Below are 25,029 nucleotides of genomic sequence, written 5' to 3' on the forward strand. Positions count from 1 at the left end.
TCCGAGCCGGTTCCCGGCTACCCCGCGACCCCCGAGGGGCAGGCCGCCCGGCTGCGCGACATCACGGCGGTCGTGGCCGCCGTACCGGGCGGGGACTGGGGCTGTTCTGGTGGGAGCCGGCCTGGACCGCGGTGTCCGGCAACGGCTGGGACCCGGCCGACCCGGCCTCCGGCAACGGCTGGGAGGACCAGGCGCTCCTCGACTACGACAGCCGTGCCCTCCCGGCGCTGGAGGTCCTGGGCCGCGGCTGACCCGTACCCGCACGAGGGGTCCACGGGCGGGTACGGCGAAGGGGCGGGGCCGCCGCGGCGGCCCCGCCCCTTACCTCGCGTTCCTCGCGTCCCGCCGGCCGCGCACCGTGCGGCCCGGCGGTCGGCGGCGCGCTCCCCACCCCGCGGGGGTGGTCACCTCACGGGGGTGAAGTCCCGCGCGCCGAGGAACTCCGGGCGCGGGATGGGCGCCGCGAACGGTTCCACCGCGGTGTTCTCCACGCTGTTGAAGACGATGAAGACGTTGCTGCGCGGGTAGGGGGTGATGTTGTCCCCGGAGCCGTGCATGCAGTTGCAGTCGAACCAGGTCGCCGAACCGGGCTTGCCCGTGAACAGCCGGATGCCGTGCTCGCCGGCGAGCCGGGTCAGCGCCTCGTCGGACGGCGTGCCCGCGTCCTGCATCTGCAGGGACTTCTTGTAGTTGTCCTTCGGGGTGGCCCCCGCGCAGCCGAGGAACGTCCTGTGCGAACCAGGCATGATCATCAGGGCGCCGTTGGTCTCGTAGTTCTCGGTCAGGGCGATCGAGACGGAGACCGTCCGCATGTTCGGCAGACCGTCCTCGGCGTGCCAGGTCTCGAAGTCGGAGTGCCAGTAGAACCCCGATGCCCCGAAGCCCGGCTTGACGTTGATCCGGCTCTGGTGGACGTACACGTCCGAGCCCAGGATCTGACGGGCGCGGCCCACCACCCGCGGGTCCCTCACCAGGCCGGCGAAGACCTCGCTGATCTTGTGGACCTCGAAGACGGAGCGGATCTCCTGGGACTTCGGCTCCACGATCGAACGCTCGTCCGCGCGGATCAGCGGGTCCGAGACCAGCCGGTTCAGCTCCCGGTTGTAGACCTCCACCTCATCGGGGGTGATGAGCTGGTCGATCGCCAGGAAACCGTCCCGGTCGTAGGCCTCGAGGTCCGCGGCCTCGATCGGTCCCGGCGTGCCGGGGGCGGACCACACCGTGGGGTCCTGCCGCGGGGTGATCACCTCGGAGGCTCCCCGGGTCGGGTAGAGGTCCGCGGTGCGCTCGGGTGCGGTGGTCATGGTTCTGCCTTCCTCTCCTCATCGTGCGGCCCTGTTCCCGCGTGTGGCCGCTTCGTCGCGGGGTTCTCTCGCCAGGGCCTCCCGTGTGGTCTCGGCTGCCGTCCGCACCGGCTTGCTGGATGGCCGGTGCGGACGGTCAGCTCTCGTCCGGTTCGGTGAGCAGGGGGTAGACGCCGTTCTCGTCGTGGTCCTCGCGGCCGGTGACCGGGGGGTTGAAGACGCAGACGCAACGGAAGTCCGTCTTGGGACGAAGTGTGTGCTTCTCGTGTCCGTCCAGCAAGTACATGGTGCCGGGGGTGATCCAGTGCTTCTCGCCGGTCTCGTCGTTGGTGAGCTCGGCCTCGCCCTCCACGCAGAGGACGGCCTCCACATGGTTGGCGTACCACATCGAGGTCTCCGTGCCGGCGTAGAGCACGGTCTCGTGCAGCGAGAAGCCCACCCGCTCCTTCGCGAGCACGATCCGCTTGCTCTCCCAGGTGCCGGAGGCGGACCTGACGTGGCGGTCGGTGTCCTCGATTTCCTGCAGCGATCGGACGATCACAGTGCTGAGGTGCCTTTCCTGTCAGAGGCCCATCCGCGGAAAAACTCGCGGGATGGGCCATTCGGGTGGTGCGTGCGGCGACCGGACGCCCCCGGCGCCGGGTCGGGCGCCGGGGACGGGCGGTGCCGCGTGTCAGGCGGTCTCGCGGACCGCGCGGGCCAGGATGCGCAGGCCCTCGTCCAGCTCCTCGGGGGAGATCGTCAGCGCCGGGAGCAGCTTGACGACCTCGCTCTCGGGGCCGGAGGTCTCGATCAGCAGTCCGAGCTCGAAGGCGCGGGAGGCCACCGAGCCGGCACGGGCCTTGTCGTGGAACTCCATGCCCCACACCAGGCCGCGGCCTCGGACGTCGGCCACCTCCTCGCGGTGCTCGGCGGCGATGGCGCGCAGGGCGGCCTCGACCTGTTCGCCGCGGGCCAGCGTCTGCTTCTCCATCTGCCCGTCGGCCCAGTAGGTATTCAGGGTGGCCGCCGCGGTGACGAAGGCCGGGTTGTTGCCGCGGAAGGTGCCGTTGTGCTCGCCGGGCTCCCAGATGTCCAGCTCGGGCCGGAACAGGGTCAGCGCCATCGGCAGCCCGTAGCCGCTGATGGACTTGGAGACCGTGATGATGTCGGGGGTGATCCCGGCCTCCTCGAAGGAGAAGAAGCCGCCGGTGCGGCCGCAGCCCATCTGGATGTCGTCGACGATCAGCAGCATGTCCTGGCGCTTGCACAGGTCGGCCAGGGCGCGCAGCCACTCGGCCCGGGCGACGTTGATGCCGCCCTCGCCCTGCACCGTCTCCACGATCACGGCGGCCGGCCGGTTCAGGCCGGAGCCGGAGTCCTGCAGCAGGCGCTCGAACCACAGGAAGTCCTCGACCTTGCCGTCGAGGTAGTTGTCGAACGGCATCGGGGTGCCGTGCACCAGGGGGACGCCGGCGCCGGCGCGCTTGAAGGCGTTGCCGGTCACCGCCAGGGAGCCCAGCGACATGCCGTGGAAGGCGTTGGTGAAGGAGACGATCGACTCCCGGCCCTTGACCTTGCGGGCCAGTTTCAGGGCCGCCTCGACGGCGTTGGTGCCGGTCGGGCCGGGGAACATCACCTTGTGGTCCAGGCCGCGCGGACGCAGGACCACCTCCTGGAAGGTCTCCAGGAAGGCCCGCTTGGCGGTGGTGGACATGTCCAGGCCGTGGGTGACGCCGTCGCGCTCCAGGTAGTCCAGCAGGGCGCGTTTGAGCACCGGGTTGTTGTGCCCGTAGTTCAGTGACCCGGCGCCGGCGAAGAAGTCGAGGAACGCGTGGCCGTCCTCGTCGTACATGTAGCTGCCGCGCGCCCTGTCGAAGACGGTGGGCCAGCCGCGGCAGTAGCTGCGCACCTCCGATTCGAGGGTCTGGAAGATGCTCAGGTCGGGCTGGGTGATGGTCACAGCGATCTCCTGGGAGATGGATTGCGAGAGGAGTGAGAGGTCTGGGGTGCCGGGGCGCGGTGCGGCGCGCCGCGCGGCGGTCAGCCGCCTGCGGCGGCCGGTGCGGTCGCGGCGGAGGCCAGGGCTGGGACGGGCCCGATCCGGTACAGCACCTCGGGCTCGTGCCCCTCCTCCGGGAACAGCGCTCCCTCGAAGAGGACCTCGCGCCGCACCGGCGCGCCGTGGCGCTCCGCGTAGGAGGTGAACAGTCGGTTGGAGGCGGTGTTGTCAGGGGTGATCGTCGTCTCTATCCCGTCGATGCCCAGCTCCTCGGCGGCACGGGTGGTCAGCCCGTCGAGCATCGCCGCGGCCAGGCCGCGTCCGCGCTGCCCGTGGTCGACGGCGACCTGCCAGACGACCAGGGTCCGCGGGTGCCGCGGCCGGACGTAGCCGGTTATGAAACCGACCGGCTCACCGTCGCCGTCGCGCGCCACCACCGAGGTGGCGGCGAAGTCGCGGCACCACAGGAGGTAGCTGTAGGAGGAGTTGAGGTCGAGTACCCGGGAGTCGCGCGCGATCCGCCAGATCGCTGCGCCGTCCTCCACGCGGGGCGCGTCGAGCTTCAGTCCCTCCGGCATTTCGACGGTCTTTCTGTGGGCACCTGCATGGTCTGCTTGTGCGGCGGTCATGCAAATCCAATTTACCCAGAGCGAACTCAAATCACATCGAGGACAGGGGTTACGCGGGCGCGCTTCCTGTGTTATCGCGCGTGGGTGCGCACGCGCACGAAAGCCGGTGCGTTATGCCTGGTATGCCCCCTATTTTCCGGGCAAAGGGGAAGCGCTGTTGAGTCCGTCACAGATCCATAACGAGCACGGAGCGTGTCCGAAATACGCGGTTCGCCGATATCGAATCTTAGTGTTTAAGGACTGTCTGAGCGGGCATGAGGATATGGGATTCTATTCGGATCAGGTGCCCGTAAATTCATCTTCGATTCATGGAAGATACCCCGGCGAAACCGGATCGTGAGGTTCTTCAGGGAACTCGGCGGAAGTCCCCCTCCGCGGACACCGGCCCGCCGGGGCCCGCGGCGTGGACGGTGTAGGAGTCCCGCCCCGCGTCCCGCAGCCCCTCCGCATGGCCGTACTGGCCCACGAACCTGTGCTCGCCCGGCGGCACCGCGCGCCCCTTTCGCAGCGTCCAGCGGTACACCAGGGCGCCGCCCTCCTCGCGGACGGTCACCTCGAAGTCGTCCGCCGGCAGGGTGCTCCAGGAGCCGGTGTGCCGTACGCCCCCGGTCGGCGCGACGCGCAGCTCCACGGCGAGGGAGGCCAGCCGCTCGCCGCAGTGCAGGACGACACCGCTCTGCGCCCAGTGCGCGTTGTTGCCGGGGCCCAGCACCCCCCGCGAGCGCAGCCGGTCCTCCCGCGGGCCGGGCCCGCCCCCGCCGGCGGGCGGCGGCCCTCCGTCCCGGACCGCGGCTCCCGCCGGTGCCCGCTCCCCCGGGGCGCCCCGTCGCCGGCCGCCCGGTCGACGGCCAGCCCGCCCGCGGCGAGCACGGCCACCAGCCCGCCGGCGGCCCCGGCCATCCGCGGCCAGGCCCGGCGGGGGCGCGGGCGGGTACGGGCGGCCTCCTCCCGGGACCCGGCCGGAAGGCGCGCGGAGGCCCGGGCCCACATGCGGGCCCGGTCCGGCCGGTGCCCGTCGGCGGCCGCCCTGAGCCGTGCGGCCACATCGGGGCGATCGGTCACCAACCGCTCCGTCCCGCGGGCCCGGCACGCAGCGCCCGGACGGTCTCGTACGCGCGGTCCGGCCCCGTCCGGGCCGGCGTCAGCATCCGCTCCAGTTCGGCGATGCCGCGCGAGGTCTGGCTCTTGACGGTGCCGACCGAGATGCCCAGGGTGCGGGCGGTCTCCTTCTCCGACAGGTCGAAGGCGTGCCGCAGCACGACACACGCCCGTTTGCGCAGCGGCAGCCGGGCGAGCGCGTCGCGCACGTCCAGCACCGCGGGCACGTCCGGGTCGTCGATCCGGTCGGGCCGGTGCGACCAGAACAGGGCGATCCGGCGGCGCTCGCGCACCAGGCTGCGCTGCCGGGTGCGGGCCATGCCGGCCACCACGCTGCGCGCGTACGCCAGCGGGTGCCCGTCGGCGCGCACGCTGTCCCACCGGCGCCACACCGCGACGAGCGCGTCGGCGGCGAGGTCGTCGGCTCCCTCGGAGTCTCCCAGCAGCAGGTAGGCGAAGCGGGACAGGTCGGCGTAGTACCGGTCGAAGAAGGCGTGGAACTCTTCGGTGGGGGCGTCCACGCGGCCTCCTCAGGGCTCGACGGATCCTGTGAAGTGATGTGCCACGACCCCCTGCGGCTGCGTGAGCGTAGCAGGGGACTCGTACAGTGCGGCATATGAGCGAGCGCGGGAATTTCCACATCCGGGGACGGGTCCTGACCGGGCCCGGCCCCGACGACGTCCGGGACGAGATGTGGGTCGTGGACGGGCGGATCACCTACGAGCGGCCCACCGGGCCGCTGGAGACGGCCACGGTCGAGGGCTGGGTGCTGCCCGGGCTGGTGGACGCGCACTGCCACGTCGGCCTCGACGCCCACGGCGCCGTCGACGACGCCACCAGCGAGAAGCAGGCACTCACCGACCGCGACGCCGGGACGCTGCTCGTCCGGGACGCGGGATCGGCCGCCGACACCCGGTGGATCGACGACCGGGAGGACCTGCCGCGCATCATCCGGGCCGGCCGCCACATCGCACGCACCAGGCGCTACATCCGCAACTACGCCCACGAGATCGAGCCCGGGGACCTGGCGGCCTACGTGCGGCGCGAGGCGCGGCGCGGCGACGGCTGGGTCAAGCTCGTCGGAGACTGGATAGACCGCGAGCAGGGCGATCTGGCCCCCTGCTGGCCGCGCGGCGCGGTGGAGGCCGCCATCGCGGCCGCCCACGAGGAGGGCGCGCGGGTCACCGCCCACTGCTTCGCCGAGGACTCGCTGCGAGATCTGGTGGAGGCCGGGATCGACTGCGTCGAGCACGCCACCGGTCTGACCGAGGAGACCATCCCGCTCTTCGCCGAGCGGGGCGTCGCCATCGTCCCCACCCTGGTCAACATCGCCACCTTCCCCCGGCTCGCCGAGGGCGGCGAGAAGAAGTTCCCGCGCTGGGCCGACCACATGCGGCGGCTCCACGAGCGCCGCTACGACACCGTGCGCGCGGCGTACGACGCGGGCATCCCGGTCTTCGTCGGCACGGACGCCGGCGGCTCGCTGCCGCACGGGCTGGTCGCCGACGAGGTCGCGGAGCTGGTGGCGGCGGGCATCCCGCCGGTGGACGCCCTGTCGGCGGCCACCTGGGCGGCCCGCGCCTGGCTGGGGCGCCCGGGGCTGGAGGAGGGCGCCGAGGCGGACCTGGTGGTGTACGAGGCGGATCCGCGGGCCGACGTACGGGTGCTGGCCGTGCCGCGGGCGGTGCTGCTCAGGGGGCGCGCCGTGCGGTGAGCCGCGCGGCGCGGCGTGCGGCGAGGCGTGCGGGATGTCCGCGGTGGAGGAGGGCGTACGCCTGTTCTGTGACGGCGCGGTGCGATACCCATGATGAGCTAATCGAAAACTGCGACCGGTGTGACTCTTTCGGGTGAATTAACGCTACGTGGCCGCTCTTTCGCGCTACGTGGGTCAACAATGGCGTGGTCTCAGTCACCGGTGTGAGCGATGTCCCCCATTGGCCGCCGGTGACGTCATGCAATCCGTGGGGGTTTCACCTGTGAACAAGTCTGTCTACGGCCTGCTCGCCGCCGCCGCTCTGGTGGGGGTCACCGCCGCGCCCGCGAACGCCGCCGGCGACGCGGGCTCGGCGAGCGCGGCCGTACTCCGGGCGAGCCTGGAGGTCTCTCTGCTCAAGGGGGGCGCCGCCGTACCGCTGAAGACCGAGCTCAACGCGGTCCGGGCGCCCGAGAGCGCCGACGAGACCCTGCTGGAGGCCCGCGTGGACGGCGTGCACGGCGGCAAGCCGTTCACCATGCTGGGCGCGAAGGCCGCCACCTCGAGGGCGACGGTGGAGAAGGGGAAGGCCGAGGGCCACTCCAACCTGGCCGAGGCCAGGGTGTACGTGCCGGGGCTGCTGCGGCCCCTGGTCAGGACCGAGCTGGTCACCTCCCACGCCGTGTGCGAGGCCGGTGCCCAGCCGACCGCCGAGTCCGAGATCCCCGGCACCGTCACGGTGCTCGGGAAGAAGGTCGAGGTGAAGGCCGACGGCACCACCACGGTCGAGGCGGAAGGCCTCGGCACGGTGCGGCTGAAGCTGGCCGAGACCGTCACCACCACCCGTACGGCCGCCGCCACCGCGCTCGCGCTGGACATCGCGCTGAATCCGGCGGATCTGAACGTGGCCGAGGTCAAGGGCCGGGTGACGCTGGTGGAGGCGGCCTGCGAGACGCCCGGCGGCAAGGGCGGTGACAACGGCGGCTCCACCGGGTCCACGGGGTCCACCGGCGGTAACGGCGGCTCCACCGGGTCCACCGGCGGCGACGGCGGTGCCACCGAGGGCGGGTCCACCGGTTCCGCCGGTGGGGGCTCCGCCGACGGGGGCTCCACGAGCGGCAGCGGCGGTGCCACCGAGGGCTCCACCGACGGGGGTTCCACCGGTGGTGACGGCGGCTCGGCCGGTTCCACCGGCTCCACCGACGGCAAGGGGAACGACCCGCAGCCGCAGACCGGTTCGGAGCCGTCCGGTGAGAAGCCCACCGGCAGCCTCGCCGAGACCGGCGGCAGCTCGGCCACCCCGTACATCGCCGGCGGAGCCCTGGCGCTCGTCGCCGCGGGCGGCGGGCTGCTGATGCTGCGCCGCCGCCGCGCGTCCGGCGCGGCCGACGCCTGATCCGTCACCGCCGCCCCGGCCCCGGGCCGGGGCGGCGGTGTGAGCGGCGCGAGTCGGTGTGAGCGGCGCGAGTCGGTGTGAGCGGCGGCGGGCCCCTGGCGGGGCCCGCCGCCGCTCCGGGTGTCAGCGCACCCCGAGGCAGGCCAGCGTCCGCGCCAGACGGTCGGTCGTCGCCCGGTCCCGCACCGCCAGCCGCAGCCACCGCGCGTCCAGACCGGGGAAGGTGTCCCCGCGGCGTACCGCGATGCCCTCCGCGCGCAGCCGCTCCCGCAGCCCGGCCGCATCGGCGTGCCGCACCAGGACGAAGGGCGCCCGCGGGTCCGCCGTCGCCTGCCCCAGCTCGCCGAACTCCGCGAGCCGGCCGAGCAGATGGGCCCGGTCGGCGGCGGTCCGCTCCGCCGCCCGCTCGGCCTCGGCCAGCGCGGCGGGCTCGCAGCACGCCTCGGCCGCGGCGAGCGCGGGGGAGGAGACCGGCCACAGCGGCTGGTGACGCGCCAGTGCGGCGACGGTCTCCGGGTCGGAGAGCACATAGCCGACGCGCAGCCCCGCCAGCCCCCAGGTCTTGGTGAGGCTGCGCAGCACCACGGTGCGGCCCGGAAGCTCCGTCACCAGCCCCGCCAGGGACTCGCGCTCGCCCGGCACCGCGTCGATGAACGCCTCGTCCACCACCAGCGTCCGGCCCGGCCGTGCCAGCGCCGTCAGGGCCGGGGCCGGGTGCAGCACCGACGTCGGGTTGGTCGGGTTGCCGACGACCACCGCGGCGGCCCCGGCCGGAACGCGGGCGGGGTCGAGGCGGAAACCGTCCCGTTCCTCCAGGACGACGCGCTCCACCCGGTGGCCCGCGTCCAGCAGCGCGGCCTCCGGCTCGGTGAACTGCGGGTGCACCACGACCGGTCCGCCGTCGCGCCAGGCGTCCGACCCGGGCGGGGGCAGGAACCGGGCGAGCAGGACGAACGCCTCCGCCGCGCCCGCCGTCAGCAGCACGCACTCCTGCGGCAGCCCGTGCCGGGCCGCCACCGCCCGCCGGGCCGCCCGCCCGTCGGGGTAGGCGGCCAGCGAGCCGAGCGAGGCGGCCACCCGCTCCCTCAGCCACGCGGGGGGCGTGCCGGCGCGGACGTTGACCGCGAGGTCCACCAGGTCCGCGCCCGCGTCCCGCACCTCCGCGTCGCCGTGGTGGCGCAGGTCGTGCGCGACGCCCGGGGACCGGGGGGGAACCAGGGGTTCAGTGGGCGTGTGCATGGCCGTCATTGTGGTGATGGTGGTGCCCGTGCCCGTGTCCGTCGTCGTCCGGGTGGTGGTGGGGCCGCTGGGGCATGCCCACCTTCTCCTCGAAGCCGGGCAGCGCGATGCGGTAGACGCACGAGTCGCAGTTCATCCGCAGGTCGCCCTCGACGGCCTCCGTGTAGCGCTCCCAGACCAGCTCCGCCAACTCGTCGGTGGGGCCGATGACATCGGCGGAGAGCACCTCGGTCTCCGGGTGCGCCGCGGCCCAGCCCTCGGTCTGCGCCCGGACCCGGTCCGGCAGGATGCCGGTGAACAGGAAGTACGGCAGCACCACGATCCGGCGGGCGCCCAGCATCCGGCAGCGGTCCAGGCCGGAGGGGACGTCGGGGGCGGCGAGCGAGACGAACGCCGTCTCCACGCCCGCGTAGCCGCGCCCCTCCCACAGCAGCCTGGCCGCCTTGTGCACCTCGGCGTTGGCATCCGGATCGGTGGAGCCGCGGCCCACCAGCAGCACCGTGGTGCCGGCGCGGCTGCTCGCACCGCCCCCGTCGCCCGCCGAGCGCAGCGCCTCGTCCACCCGGCGCTCCAGCACGTTCAGCAGCGACGGGTGGGGGCCGAGCGGGCGGCCGTACGCGTAGGTGGTGCCCGGATGGCGCTGCTCCTCGCGGGCCAGGGCGGCCGGGATGTCGCCCTTGGCGTGCCCGGCCGAGACCAGCATCAGCGGGACGGCGGCGAAGTTCCGCACACCCCGTCCGGTCAGATCGGCGACGGCGTCGGCGAGCGGCGGCGGGGACAGTTCGATGAAACCCCCCGCGACGGGGAGGCCGGGCCGCCGCTCGCCGAGGTCGCGCACGAAGGAGCGGAACGCCTCGGCGCCGGCGTCGTCACGGGTGCCATGGCCGACGAGGAGCAGGGCGGGCGGACTGGTCACTGGGTCTTCTCCTTGGCGGTACCGGGGGCGGTACGGGGGACGGTGCTGTCGGGGTGCACGGCGGTGGCCGGGGTGTACAGAAGGGCGTTGAGGGCTGCCGCGGCCACCGCGCTGCCGCCCTTCTCCGAGACGTTGCTGACGGCCGGCAGGCCGCTGGCGCGCAGCGCCGCCTTGCTCTCGGCCGCGCCGACGAAGCCGACGGGCAGACCGATGACCAGGGCGGGGTCCGCGTCCAGGGCGAGCAGTTCGAACAGGGCGGTGGGCGCGCAGCCGACCACCCACACCGCGCCCGGCCCGACCTGCTCGTGGGCCAGCCGCACCGCGTGCGCGGAACGGGTCAGGCCGTCCTCGGCGCGGGCGTCGGCCAGCCGGCACACCGTCTCGCGGCGGGTGATCCCGGCGGCGACCATCTCGACGTCCACCACGACCGGCGCACCGGCGTGCAGGGCGGTGTGCGCGGCGCGCAGCGCGCTCTCGTCGGTGACCAGGTCCTCGGCGTAGGCCGGGTCGGCGCTGGAGTGGATCACCCGCTCCACCACGGCCCGCGTCAGCGGCGGGAGGTGGGAGGTGTCCAGCCGCGAGCGCAGGATGCGGTACGACTCCTCCTCGATGGGATGGACGGTGCGGTGGGTCAAAGGCTTCACGACGGCTCCCGGGGGTCGCGTACGGGGATCTCCTCGACGGCGTCGACCGGGCACACCTCGACGCACTCCAGGCAGCCGGTGCACAGCTCGGCCCGCACCAGCAGCGCGCCGCCCAGCGGACGTATCGCGTGGACCGGACAGGTCAGCAGGCAGGCGCCGCAGCCCGCGCAGCGCGAGGTGACGGCGACGGGCGCGGCCCGGGGGACGGCCGTCGGTGCGACGGCCGCGGGCGCGGTCACCGGGACTCCTGCCAGCGGTAGCCGCGCGGGGTCACCATGCGGCCGGCCACGGTGCGGGTGGCGGTGTTGCCCACGGTCACCACCGTCATCATGTCGACCGTCTCCGGATCGAGTTCGCCGAGCGTGGTCACGGTGGTGCGCTCGCCGGGGCGCGAGGCGTTGCGCACCACCCCGGCCGGGGTGTGCGGGGCGCGGTGCTCGGCCAGCAGGGCGAGCGCCTTGGGCAGCTGCCAGTCGCGGCCCCGGCTGCGGGGGTTGTAGAACGTCACCACCAGGTCGGACTCGGCCGCCGCCCGGACCCGGCGCTCGATCACCTCCCAGGGCGTGTGCAGGTCCGACAGGCTGATCGAGACGTGGTCGTGGCCCAGCGGCGCGCCCAGCAGCGCGGCGGCGGCGAGCGCCGCGGTGACGCCGGGGACACCGACCACGTCGATGTCGGCGGACGCCTCCGCCAGGGCGGGCGAGGCCATCGCGTACACCCCGGCGTCGCCGCTGCCGATCAGCGCCACCGCGCGGCCCGCGCGGGCCTGTGCCACGGCGGTGCGGGCGCGCTCCTCCTCCGCGCCGAGACCGGACTCCAGCACGCGGGTGCCCGGCCGCAGCAGATCGCGGATCTGGTCCACGTACTGGTCGAGGCCGACGACCACCGAGGCGCGGCGCAGCTCGTCGCGGGCGCGCGGGGTGAGCAGGTCGCGGGCGCCGGGCCCGAGCCCGACGACGGCCAGCCGCCCGCGGTGCCGCCGCCGCGCCACGGCGCAGGTCGCCATCGCCGCGCGCCCCTCGGGAGCGGACTTCCGCTTGGGCACGACCAGTTCGGCGCCCTCGCCGCAGGCGAGCAGCGCGGCGGCCTCCGCCACGCTCGGGGTGCCCACGGCGGCCAGCGGCGCGTCGGAGGGGTGGGGCACGGGCACGGCGGCCAGTTCCTCCGCGGGGTACGTCCGCAGCGGTACGCCCAGGCGCCGGGCCGCCTCCACGATGCCCTCCTCGCCGGCCTTGGCCTCGACGGTGGCCAGCTCGGTGACGGACAGCGGTGACAGACCGGCGTCGGCGAGGGCCTGCCCGACCAGGGCGGCGACCTCGTCGGCGGGGGCTCCCCGGCTGGCGCCGACGCCGACGGCGAGGGTCGGCGGGCGCAGCACGGCCGTGCGGTCGCCGGGCGGCACCGCGCGGTCGCTGACCAGCAGGGTGTACCCGTCGTCCGCATCCCGGCCACCGGGTCCGCCGTCGCTCTGCGTGGCGCTTTCGGTGGCCTCGGTCACGTTGGGCGGCAGTGCGGGAAGGGGGAGGACGGAATGACGCACCAGACGGACGGGGTCGCCGTCGAGGACCGCCCGCGACACCGCCGCGACGGCGCCCTCGACGGGCAGGCCGAGGGTGTCCAGGCCGGGGACGCCGGCGGCGTCGGTGGCGGTGGTGACGACGGGACGGCAGCCGGGCAGGACCTCGGCCACCGCGTGCGCCAGGTCGTTCGCGCCGCCCGCGTGGCCGCCCAGCAGTGCCACGGCGTACTGCTGCGCCTCGTCCACGCACACCACGCCCGGATCGTCCGCCTTGCCGCCCAGCAGCGGGGCGATCAGGCGCACGGTCGCGCCGGTGGCGAGGAAGCAGACCAGGCGGTCGCACTCGGCGAAGGCACGGGTGACCGCCTCGCGGACGGTGCCGGCGGTACCGCCTTCGCCTCCGGTGTCGTAGACGCGGGTGGCCTCCGGCCAGGCGGCCGCCAGGCGGTCGCGGGCGCGCCGCCCCGCGGCGGTGGCGGAGACGAGACCGACCAGGCCGGCCGGGGCGTTCGGGGCGTTCACGAGGATGCTCCTTCGGTGCCGGGGCGGGTGCCCCACAGGACGAAGACGGGGTTGCCTGCGGCGAGCCGCACCACCTCGCCGGGCAGGGGGGCCAGCCGGGAGGACTGCAGCAGCACGCCGTCGGCGGCGAGACCGGCGGCGCCGAGCGCGGCCCGCACCGCCGGTACGCGGTCCAGCGCGGCGAGCGTGACGACGACCGTGCGGCGGGCGCGGAGCGCGCAGGCCGACACGATCGCCTCCAGCTCCCGCCCCCCGCCGCCGACGAACACGGCGTCCGGCTCGGGCAGTTCGGCGAGGACGCCGGGCGCGGTGCCGTGCACGGTCTGGAGGTCCACACCGTGGGCCGCGGCGTTGGCCCGGCAGCGTTCGGCGCCGTCGGCTGTGCGCTCCACGGCGACCGCCGCCGCGCCCAGGCGGGCGCACTCCACGGCGACGGAGCCGGAGCCCGCGCCGACGTCCCAGACCAGATCGCCCGGGCGCGGCCCGAGCCGGGCCAGTGCCAGCGCCCGCACCTCGTACTTGGTGATCATCGAGTCGCGGTGGGCGAAGGCGTCCTCCGGCAGCGCCCATCCGGCGGGCGGGCGCCGCGGCCCGGCGAGCGCCCGGGGCGCGTCGGCCAGGGCGCGGGAGGCGTCCAGGCACAGCACCACGCTGACCTCGTCGGGCCAGGCGCGGGCGGCGGCCTCGGCGGGGGAGAGGCGCTCGACGCGCTCGCCCGCCGTGCCCAGCGCGCTCGCCACCACCAGGGTGCGCGGCAGTCCGGCCGCGGCCAGGGCGGCGCCCAGCTCCGCGGGCCCCGCGCCGGGCCCGGTGAGCACGGCGGTCTTGGGGTGCGCGCGGCAGACGTTGACGGCGGTGCGCGGGTCGCGCCCGTGCGCGCTGACCACGGCGGCGTCGTCCCACGGCAGTCCGGCGCGGGCGAAGGCCACCGCGACGGACGGCGCGGTGGGCCGTACGTCCAGGGCCTCGGGACCGAAGCGTTCGGCGAGCGAGCGGACGATCCCGAAGAACCCGGGGTCGCCGGAGGCGAGCACCACCACCGGGCCCCCGGCTTCCGACAGTTGCCGCTCGACGGCGTCCAGCGCCGGGGCGAGCGGCCCCAGGACCACGCGCCGCACCCCGGGGGGAGGGGCGGCCGCGTCCAGATGGCGGCGGGCGCCCACGGCCAGGCGGACCCCTCGCCAGGACAGCGCGCCGAGTCCGCAGGCCCCCGTGCCCGTTCCCACGACGGTGATCACGGCAGCAGCCCCCCGCCGTCTGAGCACAGGGCGACCACCGTGCGGCCGGTGAAGTCCACCATGGCCGCCTCCGCGGTGATCCGGTGGTCGGTGAAGCGCTCCAGCACGTCCACCACCCGGCGGCACAGCTCCGGCGCGGCCGACTGCAGCAGCCCAGCCGCGTCCCACAGCTCGTACGCGTGGCGGGCGGTGTTCGCCGCCGCGACCTCGGCCGCCAGCGCGTCCGCGCCGCCCACCGCGCGGGTGACCTCGGCCAGGACGGAGGTGTCCACCTTCGACCGCGTGTAGTGCGTCATCAGCACCCCGGAGGCCAGCTTGGTCAGCTTCCCCACCATGCCGACGAACACCACCCGGTCCACCCCGTGCTCCACCGCCCGCCGCAGCGCGGCACCCGTGAAGTCGCCGACCTCGATGAAGCACACCGGCGGCAGCCCGGGCAGCAGCTCCATGGCGCCCTTCTCGGTGCGCCCGCCGGTGCACAGCACCACGGCCGGGGCGCCCTGCGCGGCGGCCACCGACACCGCCTGCTCGACACTCGCCCGCCACGAGGCCGTCGAGAACGGCCGGACGATCCCGGTCGTCCCCAGGATGGAGATGCCGCCGAGGATGCCGAGCCGGGCGTTGGTGGTCTTGCGGGCGCGCTTCTCGCCGTCGGGCACGCTGATGGTGACGTCCACGCCGCGCTCCGCCACGTCGACGACCTCGCCCACCGCCTGGCTGATCATGGCGCGGGGCACCGGGTTGATCGCCGGGCCGCCCACCTCCAGGCCGAGTCCCGGCCTGGTGACGACGCCGACGCCGACACCGCCGTGCAGTTCGAGGCCCGGCTCGCTGCGCCAGCTCACCGTGGCGGTCAGGTGCGAGCCGTGGGTGACGTCCGGATCGTCGCCCGCGTCCTTGACCACCACGGCCTCGGTGCGGCCCGGCCGCAGCTCGGCCGAGCGCTCCACGGCGAAGGTCACCCGCCGCCCCGAGGGCAGCGCGACCTCCACCCACGGCTGGGGCTCGCCCGTGACCAGGTGCAGCGCGGCGGCGCGGGCCGCCGCCGAGGCGCAGGTGCCGGTCGTCCAGCCGGTGCGCAGCGCCTTCGGCCGCTGCTTGGCGGTACGCGGCAGGTCCGGCTCGCGCAGCTCCGGTCCCTGGGCGGGCCGGTGTTCCGGCCCCTCACTCACGGCCCGCCGCCTCCCGGCCGCTCTGCCCGACGCTCTGCACGACGCTCTGTCCCGCGGCCTGCTCCCCGGCCTGCCCGCGGGCTCCCCGGGCCGCGCGCAGCGCCCGGCGCGCCTCCGGCCGCGCGCGGCGGTGTCCGTGGAAGTGCCCGGGGTGGTACAGGTGCGAGCGCGTGCCGGAGGCGGACAGCGCGGGGCCGACGAGGAACAGCGTGTGCTTCCACAGCCGGTGCTCCTTGACGGTCTCCTCCAGGGTGCCCACCGTGCAGCGCAGCACCAGCTCCTCCGGCCAGGTCGCCTGGTGGGCGATCACCACCGGGGTGTCGGTCGGATAGCCGCCCTCCAGCAGCTCCACCGCCAGCTGCCCCGAGCGCGCGGCCGACAGGAAGACCGCCATGGTCGTGCCGTGCCGGGCGAACTCCCGAACCTCCTCGCCCGGCGGCATCGGGGTCTTGCCGCCGCCGAGCCGGGTCAGGATCACCGACTGCGCGACCTCCGGGATCGTCAGCTCCCGCCCCGCGATGGCCGCCACCGCCGAGAACGACGACACCCCGGGGACGATCTCCACCTCGACGCCCAGCTCCGCGCAGCGGTCCACCTGCTCCTGGGTGCCGCCCCACAGCGCCGGGTCGCCGGAGTGGACGCGCGCCACCCTCAGCCCCTCGCGGGCCGCGCGCTCGTAGACGGCGATGACGTCCTCCAGGGACATCGAGGCCGAGTCCAGGACCTCCGCGTCCTCACGGGCGTGTTCGAGGACCTCCTCGCGCACCAGGCTGGCCGCCCACACCACGATGTCGGCCTCGGCGATGGCGCGGGCGGCGCGGAAGGTGAGCAGGTCGGCGGCGCCGGGTCCGGCGCCCACGATGGTCACCTTCCCGGAGGGCTCCGGGGCCCTCCCGGCGGTTCCGGATGTCCCGGCGGTCTCGGTCTGGGCGGTCACAGCTTGCCTCCTCGGCTCTCCCGGCGTGCGGGGGCGATGAGCGTGGACAGATAGGGGAGTTCGGTCTCCGCGGCGGCCGGGCCGCTCCCCGGGCCGGCCTCCGCAGCGGCCTCCAGTTCGGCCGCCGGGCGGATCGACTCCTGCGGCAGCCCCAGCGCCGAGCCCCACACCGCGCCCTCGGTACGGCCCGTGGCGCGCAGCGCGGCGGCGACCTCGCGCGCCCGCCGCCCGAACTTGTAGGCCACCACCGTCCCCGGCCCCTCCAGGGCCTGCCTGAGCACCGCCATCCCGGCCGTCACCGGCACCAGCGTCAGCGGCTCCGTCCCCTCGGTGAGCACCGCCCCGCCGCGCGCGGCCAGGTCCTGCATCGCGGTGATGCCCGGTACGGTCTCCACGGCCGCCTCCGGCACCAGCGTGCCGACGGTCTGGGCGAGATAGGTGAAGGTGGAGTAGACGTTCGGGTCGCCGATGGTCGCGAAAGCCACCGTGCCGTGGGCGCGCAGCAGCCCGGCGACGCGTTCGCCCGCCGCGTCCCACGCCGCCTCCCGGCGGACCCGGTCGCCGCGCTCGTTGAGCGCGAAGACCACCCGCACGATCCGCTCGCGCGACACGTAGTGCAGGACGGTGGCCTCGGCGCGTCCCGTGCCGCCGTCCTCCATCACGGGCACCACCACCACGCTCGCCGAACGCAGCGCCTTGACGCCCTTGACCGTCACGAGCTCCGGGTCGCCGGGGCCCACCCCGACGCCGACGAGCCGCGGCCCGCCGCTCTCCCGCACCCCGTCGCCATCGCCGTTACCGTTCACGCCGCACACCTCTCGACACATCTTCCGACGAAACGCTGGGCCACGGACGGCTCGGCGGCCCAGTGCACATGCAGATACGAGGCATGCACGCCGTCCTTCACGAAACCCTCGACCCGGCGCCCGGGCCGGGAGGCCCCCCAGGTCAGCCCCCACGCCGGCGCGGCCCCGGCCCCCGGCGCCCCGGCCTCCCGTACCCCGGCGCCGGGGTCCACCGCCGTGCGGTGGAACTCGTGGCCGCGCATCCGCGTCCCCGCGGCGGCCAGGACGCTGTCGCCCACCGCCACCGCCTCGCGGTAGCCGAGGGTGAGCCGTTCGGTCATCCGGGCGGTGGCGTCGAGCACCCCGCACATCGGCACACCGTCCAGCTCCCTGGCCAGGTACAGCAGTCCGGCGCACTCGGCGGCCACCGGCGCCCCCGAGGCGGCCAGTTCCGCCACCGCCCGGCGCAGCGGCTCGTTCGCCGACAGCTCCGGCGCGTACACCTCCGGGAAGCCGCCGCCCATGACCAGCCCGGCCGTGCCCGGCGGCAGCGCGGTGTCCCGCAACGGGTCGAAGACGGCCACGTCCGCGCCCGCCGCCCGCAGCAGCTCGGCGTGCTCGGCGTAGGAGAAGGTGAACGCGGCCCCGCCCGCGACGGCCACCACCGGGCGCCCGCGCGGCGGGCTCGCGGGAACGGGTGGCGCCCACGGCTCGTCCGGCAGCGGCGGCGCGGAGTGCGCCAGGGCGAGCAGCGCCTTCAGATCGCAGCCGGACCGCACCCGCTCCGCCAGCTCCGCCACCGCCCCGGCCGCCTCCGCCCGCCGCTCGGCCACCGGCACCAGACCCAGATGGCGCGAGGGGGTGCGCATCCGCTCGGCGCGGCGCAGCACGCCCAGCACCGGCACCCCGCAGGCGTCCAGCGCCTCGCGCAGCAGTTCCTCGTGGCGGTCGGAGGCCACCTTGTTGAGGATCACCCCCGCGACGCGGACCTCCGGATCCCAGGACGCGAAGCCGTGCACCAGCGCCGCCACCGAACGCGACTGCGAGGAGGCGTCCACCACCAGCACCACCGGCGCCCGCAGCAGCTTGGCCACCTGAGCCGTCGAGGAGAGCTCACCGAGGCCCGCGGCCCCGTCGTACAGCCCCATCACGCCCTCGACCACGGCCACGTCCGCCCCGGCCGCGCCGTGCAGGAACAGCGGCGCGACCAGGTCCGGGCCGCACAGGTACGCGTCGAGGTTGCGGCCGGGGCGGCCGGTGGCCAGCGCGTGGTAGCCCGGGTCGATGTAGTCCGGGCCCACCTTGTGCGGGGACACCTCCAGTCCGGCCGCCGCGAAGGCGGCCATCAGACCGGTGGCGACGGTGGTCTTGCCGCTGCCCGAGGAGGGAGCGGCCACGACCAGCCGGGGAAGGGCGGTACTCACGATCCGATCACCACTCGATGCCCCGCTGGCCCTTCTGGCCGGCGTCCATCGGGTGCTTGACCTTGGTCATCTCCGTCACCAGGTCGGCGGCGGCGATCAGCTCCTCCGGAGCGTTCCGCCCGGTGATCACCACGTGCTGGACGCCGGGACGGGCCCGCAGCACCTCGACCACCTCGTCGGTGTCCACCCAGCCCCAGTGCATCGGGTAGGCGAACTCGTCCAGCACGTACAGCCGGTAGGTCTCGGCCGCCAGATCGCGCTTGACCTGCTCCCAGCCCTCGCGCGCCGCCTCCTCGGAGGACTCGATGCCGCGCTGCACCCACGACCAGCCCTCGCCCATCTTGTGCCAGGCGACGGTGCCGCCCTCGCCGCTCGCGCCCAGCACGCGCAGCGCCCGCTCCTCGCCGACCCGCCACTTGGCGGACTTCACGAACTGGAACACCCCGATCGGCCAGCCCTGGTTCCAGGCGCGCAGCGCCAGCCCGAAGGCGGCCGTCGACTTGCCCTTGCCGGGGCCAGTGTGGACCGCCAGCAGCGGGCGGTTGCGGCGCTGACGTGTGGTGAGACCGTCGTCGGGGACGACGCTCGGCTGTCCTTTCGGCACTACGCGGCCCTCCTGTGGGTGTTCCGGTGGGTGGGGTGCGGGGTCTGCAGGGAGCGGACGAGCCCGGTCACGGTGTCGGCGCGCAACTCCTCCAGAGTCACGGCGGGGCCGCCCAGTTCGGCGGCGAGCGCGCCGGCCAGGCCGAGCCGCACCGGCCCGGACTCGCAGTCGACCACCACCGACGCGGTGCCGTCGGCGGCCAGCAGCCGCGCGGCCTGCCGGGCGCGCACCACCGGCTGCGGGCCGCCCGTCGCCCGTCCGTCGGTGACGGCGACCAGCAGCGGGCGCCGCGAGGGGTCGCGCAGCCGCTCGGTCCGCAGTACGTCGCGGGCCTTCAGCAGCCCGGCGGCCAGCGGGGTGCGGCCGCCGGTCGGCAGCGACTCCAGACGCGCCGCGGCGGCGTCCACCGACGAGGTCGGCGGCAGGGCCACCTCGGCTCCCGAGCCGCGGAAGGAGATCAGGCCGACCTTGTCGCGGCGCTGGTAGGCGTCCAGCAGCAGCGACAGCACCGCGCCCTTGACCGCGCCCATCCGCCGCCGCGCGGCCATCGAGCCGGAGGCGTCCACCACGAACAGCACGAGGTTGGACTCCCTGCCCTCGCGCACGGCCTCGCGCAGGTCCTCCCGGCGCACCAGCAGCCCGGGCCCGGAACGGCCCCGCGCCCGCTGGTGCGGGGCGGCGGCCCGTACGGTCGCGGCCAGGTGCAGCCGGGACAGCGCGCCCTGCGGACGGCGGGCGCCGGTGGTGCGGCCCTGTGCGGTACGGGCGCGCGAGCGCCGCCCCGCCGCGCCCTCGCCCACACCCGGTACGTGCAGCGCGCGGGCGCGGAACGGCTCACCGGCGCGGGCGGGGGCCTGCTCACCGCCGCCCTGCCCCGGTCCGGTGCCCTCCTCGTCGCGCGACTGCCCGGGGAGGGAGGGCTCGGGTGCGCCGGACCGCTCCCGCGGGCCGTCCTGCGGCGGCTGCCCGCCGCCGTCCCCGCCGTCCCCGCCGCCACCGGGGCCGCCGTCCGGCCCGTCCGGGTCCGGATCGCCGTCCGTGTCGCCGTCCGCGCCGTCCCCCGTGCCGCCGTTCTGCCGCAGCGTCTCGTCGAGTTTCTCCTCGTCCAGGCCGGGCGCGTCGAAGGGGTTGCGGCGCCTGCGGTGCGGCAGGGCCAGCAGCGCCGCCTGCCGGACGTCCTCGGCCGCCACATCGGTGCGCCCGGCCCAGGCGGCCAGCGCGGTGGCGGTGCGCGCCATCACGATGTCGGCCCGCATCCCGTCCACCTCGAAGGCCGCGCAGGTGGCGGCGATCTGCCGCAGCGCGGCGTCGCCCAGGCGCACCTCCGGCAGCAGCTCCCGCGCGGCCGCGATCCGCTCCCGCAGCCCGCTCTCCTCGCCGGCCCAGCGGGCGGCGAAGGCGGCCGGGTCCTCGTCGTACTCCAGGCGCCGCCGTACGACCTCCATCCGCTCCCCGGTCTCCCGGGAGGCGGCGACCTCCACGGTCAGCCCGAAGCGGTCCAGCAGCTGCGGGCGCAGCTCGCCCTCCTCGGGGTTCATCGTCCCCACCAGCAGGAAGCGGGAGGAGTGGCGCACCGAGACGCCCTCGCGCTCGATGTGGACCACGCCCATCGCGGCGGCGTCCAGCAGCGAGTCGATGAGGAAGTCCTGCAGCAGGTTGACCTCGTCCACGTAGAGGACGCCCCGGTGGGCCCGCGCCAGCAGGCCCGGCTCGAAGGCCTTGACGCCCTCGGACAGGGCCCGCTCGATGTCCAGCGATCCGACGAGCCGGTCCTCGGAGGCGCCCACCGGCAGCTCCACCATCCGGGCCGGCCGGCTCTCGCCCGGCCCCGGCCCGTGCGGCCCGTCCGGGCAGGCCGGGTCGGGGCGGCGCGGATCGCAGGAGAAGCGGCAGCCGGGCACGGTCTCGACCGGCGGCATCAGTGCCGCCAGGGCCCGCACCGCGGTGGACTTCGCCGTGCCCTTCTCCCCGCGCACCAGGACGCCGCCGACGGCCGGCGAGACCGCGTTCAGCAGCAGCGCCAGCCGCAGGTCGTCCATGCCGACGATCGCGGTGAACGGATAGGCGGCGGTGGCCGCCGCGCCGGTGGCGTCGTCGGTGGCGTCGGTGGTCGCGTCGGTGGTCGTGCCGGCGGTGGTGGTCACGCGTCGCCCTCCAGTTCGTCGGAACCGCTCTCCAGGTCGCCCTCGAGTTCGAGGTAGATCTCGCGCAGCCGCTCCAGGGTCCGCTCCTCGGGCTCGGCCCACAGCCCGCGGTCGGCGGCCTCCAGCAGCCGTTCGGTCACCCCGCGCAGCGCCCACGGGTTGGAGCGCTTCATGAACTCCTGGTTGGTCTCGTCGAAGACGTACTCGGCCGCGAGCCGCTGGTACATCCAGTCGTCCACGACCCCGGCCGTCGCGTCGTAGCCGAAGAGGTAGTCGACGGTGGCCGCCATCTCGAAGGCGCCCTTGTAGCCGTGCCGACGCATCGCCGCCATCCAGCGCGGGTTGACCACCCGCGCCCGGAAGACCCGGTGGGTCTCCTCGCCCAGCGTCCGCGTCCGCACCTGGTCGGGGACGGCCGAGTCGCCCACGTACGCCTCGGGCGAGTCCCCGGTCAGGTGGCGCACCATCGCCACCATGCCGCCGTGGTACTGGAAGTAGTCGTCGGCGTCGGCGATGTCGTGCTCGCGGGTGTCGACGTTCTTGGCCGCCACCTGGATGCGGCGGAACGCCGTCTCCATGTCGCCGCGCGCCGGGCGGCCGTCCAGCCCGCGCCCGTACGCGTAGCCGCCCCACACCGCGTACACCTCGGCCAGATCCGCGTCCGAGCGCCAGTTGCGGGCGTCGATCAGCGGCAGCAGCCCGGCCCCGTACGCGCCCGGCTTGGAGCCGAAGATCCGCGCCGTGGCCCTGCGCCGGTCGCCGTGCGCGGCGGTGTCCTCGTCGGCGTGGGCGCGTACGTAGTTGGACTCGGCGGGCTCGTCCAGCTCCGCCACCGCCCGCACCGCGTCGTCCACCAGGGCCACCACGTGCGGGAAGGCGTCCCGGAAGAAGCCGGAGATGCGGACGGTGACGTCGATGCGCGGCCGGCCCAGCTCGGCCGGGGGCACGATCTCGAAGCCCGTCACCCGCCGCGAGGCGTCGTCCCACACCGGGCGGCAGCCCAGCAGCGCCAGGATCTCCGCGATGTCGTCGCCCTGTGTGCGCATGCAGGAGGTGCCCCACACCGTCAGGCCCACCGACCTGGGGTACTCGCCGTGGTCGGCCAGGTGCCGGGCCAGCAGGGAGTCCGCCAGCGCGCTGCCGACGTCCCACGACAGCTTGGACGGGATCGCCTTGGGGTCCACGGAGTAGAAGTTCCGCCCCGTCGGCAGGACGTTGACCAGGCCGCGCGTGGGCGAGCCGGAGGGACCGGCGGGCACGTAGCCGCCCTCCAGCGCGTGCAGCACGTTGCCGATCTCGTCCCCGGTGCGCTCCAGCCGGGGTACGACCTCGTCCGCGGCGAACTCCAGGACGCTCACGGCGCCCGGCAGTTCGGCGTCCAGCACTTCGCGGACCACCTGCGGGGCCGCCTCGCGCGCCCAGCCGCGGGCCTCCATCGACTCCACCAGCCGCCGCGCCAGGTGCTCCAGCAGGTCCACGGCGTCGGAGGCGGTGCGGGAAGGCCCGTCCGCGAGCGCGGTCAGGGTCTTGGGCACCTCGATCCGCGCGCCCGGCTCGGCCAGCAGCTCGGACTCCACCAGCCCCACGTGCTCGGCCAGCACCGCCCGCAGACCCGGCAGCGCGCCGCCGACCCCGCCCCACACCTGGGCCGAACGCAGCACCGCCAGCACCAGGTTGACGCGCGGTTCGCCCACCGGCCCGCCGCCCAGCACGTGCAGGCCGTCGCGGATCTGCACGTCCTTGATCTCGCACAGCCAGCCGTCGATGTGCATGACGAACTCGTCGAACTCGTCCTCGTCCGGCTGCTCCTCCACGTGCAGGTCGTGGTGGAGCTCGGCGGCCCGCACCAGCGTCCAGATCTGGCTGCGCACGGCCGGGGCCTTGGCCGGGTCCAGATCGCTCACCAGCGCGTACTCGTCCAGCAGTTGCTCCAGCCTGGCCAGGTCGCCGTAGGAGTCGGCGCGCGCCATCGGCGGCACCAGGTGGTCGACGACCGTGGCGTGGCCGCGGCGCTTGGCCTGGGTGCCCTCGCCGGGGTCGTTGACGATGAACGGGTAGACCAGCGGCAGATCGCCCAGCACCGCGTCCGGGGCGCAGCCGGCCGACAGGCCCAGGCCCTTGCCCGGCAGCCACTCCATCGTGCCGTGCTTGCCCATGTGCACCACGGCGTCGGCACCGAAGCCACCCTGCTCCCGCGGGTTCTCCATCCAGCGGTAGGCCGCCAGGTAGTGGTGGGAGGGCGGCAGGTCGGGGTCGTGGTAGATCGCGATGGGGTTCTCGCCGAAGCCGCGCGGCGGCTGGATCATCACCACCACGTTGCCGAACCGCAGCGAGGCCAGCACGATCTCGGCGTCCTCGCCCTCGCCGTCCACGTACAGCGAGCCCGGCGGCTCGCCCCAGTGCTCGCGCATGGCCTCGCGCAGCTCCGGGTCGAGCGCGGCGAACCACCGCCGGTAGTCGGCCAGCGGCACCCGGGCCGGCGCGGCGGCCAGCTGCTCCTCGGTCAGCCACTCGACGTCGTGGCCGCCCGCCGCGATCAGCCGGTGGATCAGCTCGTCGCCGGTGTCGGGGATCTCACCGGTGTCGTAGCCGGCGTCGCGCAGGGCGCGCAGCAGTTCCACGGCCGAGGCCGGGGTGTCCAGGCCCACGGCGTTGCCGACGCGCGAGTGCTTGGTGGGGTAGGCGGTGAAGACCAGGGCGATCCGCTTGTCCGCGTTCGGCCTGTGCCGCAGGGCGGCGTGCCGCACCGCGATCCCGGCCACCCGGCGGGCCCGCTCGGGGTCGGCGACGTAGACGGGCACCCCGTCGGGGCCGTCCTCCTTGAAGGAGAAGGGCACGGTGACCAGCCGCCCGTCGAACTCCGGGATGGCCACCTGCATCGCCGCGTCCATCGGCGACAGGGCGGCGTCCGACTCCTCCCAGACGGCGCGGGAGCCGGTCAGGCACAGGCCCTGGAGCACTGGGACGTCCAGTTCGGCCAGCGCGCCGACGTCCCAGGTCTCGTCGTCGCCGCCCGCGCTCGCGTCCGCCGCGTGGGCGCCGCCGGCGGCGAGCACGGTGGCGACCAGCGCGTCGGCACGGCCCAGCAGCTCGTACAGGCCGGGGTCGGCACTCCTGAGCGAACCGCAGTACACGGCCAGGGCGTTGGCGCCGCGCTCCTCGATCGCGTCGCACAGCGCGTCGACGAAGGCGGTGTTCCCCGACAGCTCGTGGGCCCGGTAGAACAGCACGCCCACCGTCGGCCGGGACGGGTCGTGCCCCCGGTCGCCGTGGACGCCGTACTCGGGCATCGGGCGCGGCCCGGCGAAGCCGTGGCCGGTCAGCAGTACGGTGTCGGACAGGAAGCGCACCAGCTCCGCCAGGTTCTCCGGCCCGCCCGCCACCAGGTACTTCAGCGCCTCGGCGACCACGCCGGCCGGGACGGTGGAGGCGGCCATCAGCTCCGCGTCCGGGACGGACTCGCCACCCAGCAGCACCGTCGGGATCCCGGTGGCCCGCAGCGCCGCCAGCCCGTCCTCCCAGGCGCGCCGACCGCCCAGCAGGCGCACGACGGCGATGTCCGCGCCCTCCACGAGCGCGGGCAGCTCCCCGGCGACGTCGACGCGCGCCGGGTTGGCGATGCGGTACGGGGCGCCGGAGGCGCGGGCCGCCAGCAGGTCGGTGTCGGCGGTGGACAGCAGCAGTACCGTGCTCATCGAGCTCCCATCGGTTCGTACGTCCTTCGCATCGGCCGTGCCGGTCCTTCCGGTCTCGCCGGTCGTCTCGTTCGTCCTGTCCGTCCCGC

The 25,029-nt window shown here is 75.1% G+C and carries 20 protein-coding genes and 2 pseudogenes; 3 read left to right on the forward strand and 19 right to left on the reverse strand.

Annotated elements, in window-relative coordinates:
- Positions 1–251, forward strand: a pseudogene (locus QPK52_RS21235) (glycosyl hydrolase 53 family protein); the annotation flags it as partial.
- Positions 252–404: 153 nt separating this feature from the next.
- Here QPK52_RS21235 and thpD read toward each other — a convergent pair.
- The 6 genes from thpD to QPK52_RS21265 form a co-directional block, all read right to left on the reverse strand.
- The gene (gene thpD / locus QPK52_RS21240; RefSeq protein ID WP_410539044.1) at positions 405–1,304 is read right to left on the reverse strand and encodes an ectoine hydroxylase; all 900 of its coding nucleotides are present in this window, start codon (positions 1,302–1,304) and stop codon (positions 405–407) included.
- A 136-nt stretch (positions 1,305–1,440) separates the two neighbouring features.
- A complete protein-coding gene (locus QPK52_RS21245; RefSeq protein ID WP_093655460.1) occupies positions 1,441–1,845 on the reverse strand; it encodes an ectoine synthase in 405 nt (134 codons plus the stop codon).
- Positions 1,846–1,977: 132 nt separating this feature from the next.
- On the reverse strand, positions 1,978–3,246 hold the full coding sequence (ectB, locus tag QPK52_RS21250; protein WP_410539045.1) for a diaminobutyrate--2-oxoglutarate transaminase: 1,269 nt from the start codon (positions 3,244–3,246) through the stop codon (positions 1,978–1,980).
- Positions 3,247–3,326: 80 nt separating this feature from the next.
- On the reverse strand, positions 3,327–3,863 hold the full coding sequence (gene ectA / locus QPK52_RS21255; RefSeq protein WP_410539046.1) for a diaminobutyrate acetyltransferase: 537 nt from the start codon (positions 3,861–3,863) through the stop codon (positions 3,327–3,329).
- Positions 3,864–4,260: 397 nt separating this feature from the next.
- Positions 4,261–4,626, reverse strand: a complete 366-nt coding sequence (locus tag QPK52_RS21260; protein WP_410539047.1) for a hypothetical protein — start codon at positions 4,624–4,626, stop codon at positions 4,261–4,263.
- 346 nt (positions 4,627–4,972) lie between these two features.
- Positions 4,973–5,533 carry a SigE family RNA polymerase sigma factor gene (locus QPK52_RS21265; protein ID WP_410539048.1) on the reverse strand — a complete coding sequence of 187 codons (561 nt, stop codon included), beginning with the start codon at positions 5,531–5,533 and terminating at the stop codon, positions 4,973–4,975.
- A 95-nt stretch (positions 5,534–5,628) separates the two neighbouring features.
- On the opposite strand from QPK52_RS21265, the gene QPK52_RS21270 reads away from it, so the two are divergent.
- Together QPK52_RS21270 and QPK52_RS21275 are read left to right on the forward strand one after the other, a co-directional pair.
- A complete protein-coding gene (locus tag QPK52_RS21270) occupies positions 5,629–6,726 on the forward strand; it encodes an amidohydrolase family protein (RefSeq protein WP_410539049.1) in 1,098 nt (365 codons plus the stop codon).
- A 262-nt stretch (positions 6,727–6,988) separates the two neighbouring features.
- Positions 6,989–8,101, forward strand: a complete 1,113-nt coding sequence (locus tag QPK52_RS21275; protein ID WP_410539050.1) for an SCO1860 family LAETG-anchored protein — start codon at positions 6,989–6,991, stop codon at positions 8,099–8,101.
- A 123-nt stretch (positions 8,102–8,224) separates the two neighbouring features.
- Here the strand turns inward: QPK52_RS21275 and cobC are convergent, their stop codons facing one another.
- From cobC to cobN, 13 genes and pseudogenes are all read right to left on the reverse strand, one after another.
- Positions 8,225–9,349, reverse strand: a complete 1,125-nt coding sequence (cobC, locus tag QPK52_RS21280; RefSeq protein WP_410539051.1) for an Rv2231c family pyridoxal phosphate-dependent protein CobC — start codon at positions 9,347–9,349, stop codon at positions 8,225–8,227.
- The gene (locus tag QPK52_RS21285; RefSeq protein WP_410539052.1) at positions 9,324–10,256 is read right to left on the reverse strand and encodes a sirohydrochlorin chelatase; all 933 of its coding nucleotides are present in this window, start codon (positions 10,254–10,256) and stop codon (positions 9,324–9,326) included. Before QPK52_RS21285 ends, cobC begins: the two co-directional genes overlap by 26 nt.
- Complete coding sequence (locus QPK52_RS21290) at positions 10,253–10,900, reverse strand: precorrin-8X methylmutase (RefSeq protein WP_410539053.1); 648 nt, start codon at positions 10,898–10,900, stop codon at positions 10,253–10,255. The genes QPK52_RS21285 and QPK52_RS21290 overlap by 4 nt, the downstream gene beginning before the upstream one ends.
- Entirely contained in the window at positions 10,897–11,139 is a 243-nt protein-coding gene (locus QPK52_RS21295) for a DUF362 domain-containing protein (RefSeq protein WP_410539054.1), read from the reverse strand. Before QPK52_RS21295 ends, QPK52_RS21290 begins: the two co-directional genes overlap by 4 nt.
- Complete coding sequence (gene cobJ, locus QPK52_RS21300) at positions 11,136–12,914, reverse strand: precorrin-3B C(17)-methyltransferase (protein ID WP_410540422.1); 1,779 nt, start codon at positions 12,912–12,914, stop codon at positions 11,136–11,138. Before cobJ ends, QPK52_RS21295 begins: the two co-directional genes overlap by 4 nt.
- A gap of 23 nt (positions 12,915–12,937) precedes the next feature.
- Positions 12,938–14,179, reverse strand: coding sequence for a precorrin-6y C5,15-methyltransferase (decarboxylating) subunit CbiE (gene cbiE / locus QPK52_RS21305; protein ID WP_410539055.1), 1,242 nt, complete (start codon positions 14,177–14,179; stop codon positions 12,938–12,940).
- Entirely contained in the window at positions 14,176–15,351 is a 1,176-nt protein-coding gene (locus QPK52_RS21310) for a cobalt-precorrin-5B (C(1))-methyltransferase (RefSeq protein ID WP_410539056.1), read from the reverse strand. Before QPK52_RS21310 ends, cbiE begins: the two co-directional genes overlap by 4 nt.
- A 79-nt stretch (positions 15,352–15,430) precedes the next feature.
- Positions 15,431–16,288, reverse strand: a pseudogene (cobM, locus tag QPK52_RS21315) (precorrin-4 C(11)-methyltransferase); the annotation flags it as partial.
- On the reverse strand, positions 16,285–17,067 hold the full coding sequence (gene cobI / locus QPK52_RS21320; RefSeq protein ID WP_410540423.1) for a precorrin-2 C(20)-methyltransferase: 783 nt from the start codon (positions 17,065–17,067) through the stop codon (positions 16,285–16,287). The pseudogene cobM and the gene cobI, both read right to left, overlap by 4 nt.
- 23 nt (positions 17,068–17,090) lie before the next feature.
- A complete protein-coding gene (locus QPK52_RS21325; RefSeq protein ID WP_410540424.1) occupies positions 17,091–18,500 on the reverse strand; it encodes a cobyrinate a,c-diamide synthase in 1,410 nt (469 codons plus the stop codon).
- Between the two features lie 4 nt (positions 18,501–18,504).
- Positions 18,505–19,101: a cob(I)yrinic acid a,c-diamide adenosyltransferase gene (gene cobO, locus QPK52_RS21330; protein ID WP_410539057.1), complete on the reverse strand. Its 597-nt coding sequence runs from the start codon at positions 19,099–19,101 to the stop codon at positions 18,505–18,507.
- Complete coding sequence (locus QPK52_RS21335) at positions 19,101–21,140, reverse strand: putative cobaltochelatase (RefSeq protein ID WP_410540425.1); 2,040 nt, start codon at positions 21,138–21,140, stop codon at positions 19,101–19,103. Before QPK52_RS21335 ends, cobO begins: the two co-directional genes overlap by 1 nt.
- 101 nt (positions 21,141–21,241) lie before the next feature.
- Positions 21,242–24,940: a cobaltochelatase subunit CobN gene (gene cobN / locus QPK52_RS21340; protein WP_410539058.1), complete on the reverse strand. Its 3,699-nt coding sequence runs from the start codon at positions 24,938–24,940 to the stop codon at positions 21,242–21,244.
- Between the last annotated feature and the right edge of the window lie 89 nt (positions 24,941–25,029).

The organism is Streptomyces sp. KL2, from assembly GCF_046529545.1.
Classification (GTDB): domain Bacteria; phylum Actinomycetota; class Actinomycetes; order Streptomycetales; family Streptomycetaceae; genus Streptomyces; species Streptomyces radiopugnans.

What these genes read in the sequence shown, in the direction of transcription:
- thpD (WP_410539044.1), bottom strand. Translation starts at nt 1,304, where the DNA reads ATGACCACCGCACCCGAGCGCACCGCGGACCTCTACCCGACCCGGGGA.
- ectA (WP_410539046.1), bottom strand. Translation starts at nt 3,863, where the DNA reads ATGCCGGAGGGACTGAAGCTCGACGCGCCCCGCGTGGAGGACGGCGCA.
- QPK52_RS21270 (WP_410539049.1), top strand. Translation starts at nt 5,629, where the DNA reads ATGAGCGAGCGCGGGAATTTCCACATCCGGGGACGGGTCCTGACCGGG.
- cobC (WP_410539051.1), bottom strand. Translation starts at nt 9,349, where the DNA reads ATGACGGCCATGCACACGCCCACTGAACCCCTGGTTCCCCCCCGGTCC.
- QPK52_RS21335 (WP_410540425.1), bottom strand. Translation starts at nt 21,140, where the DNA reads ATGGACGACCTGCGGCTGGCGCTGCTGCTGAACGCGGTCTCGCCGGCC.
- cobN (WP_410539058.1), bottom strand. Translation starts at nt 24,940, where the DNA reads ATGAGCACGGTACTGCTGCTGTCCACCGCCGACACCGACCTGCTGGCG.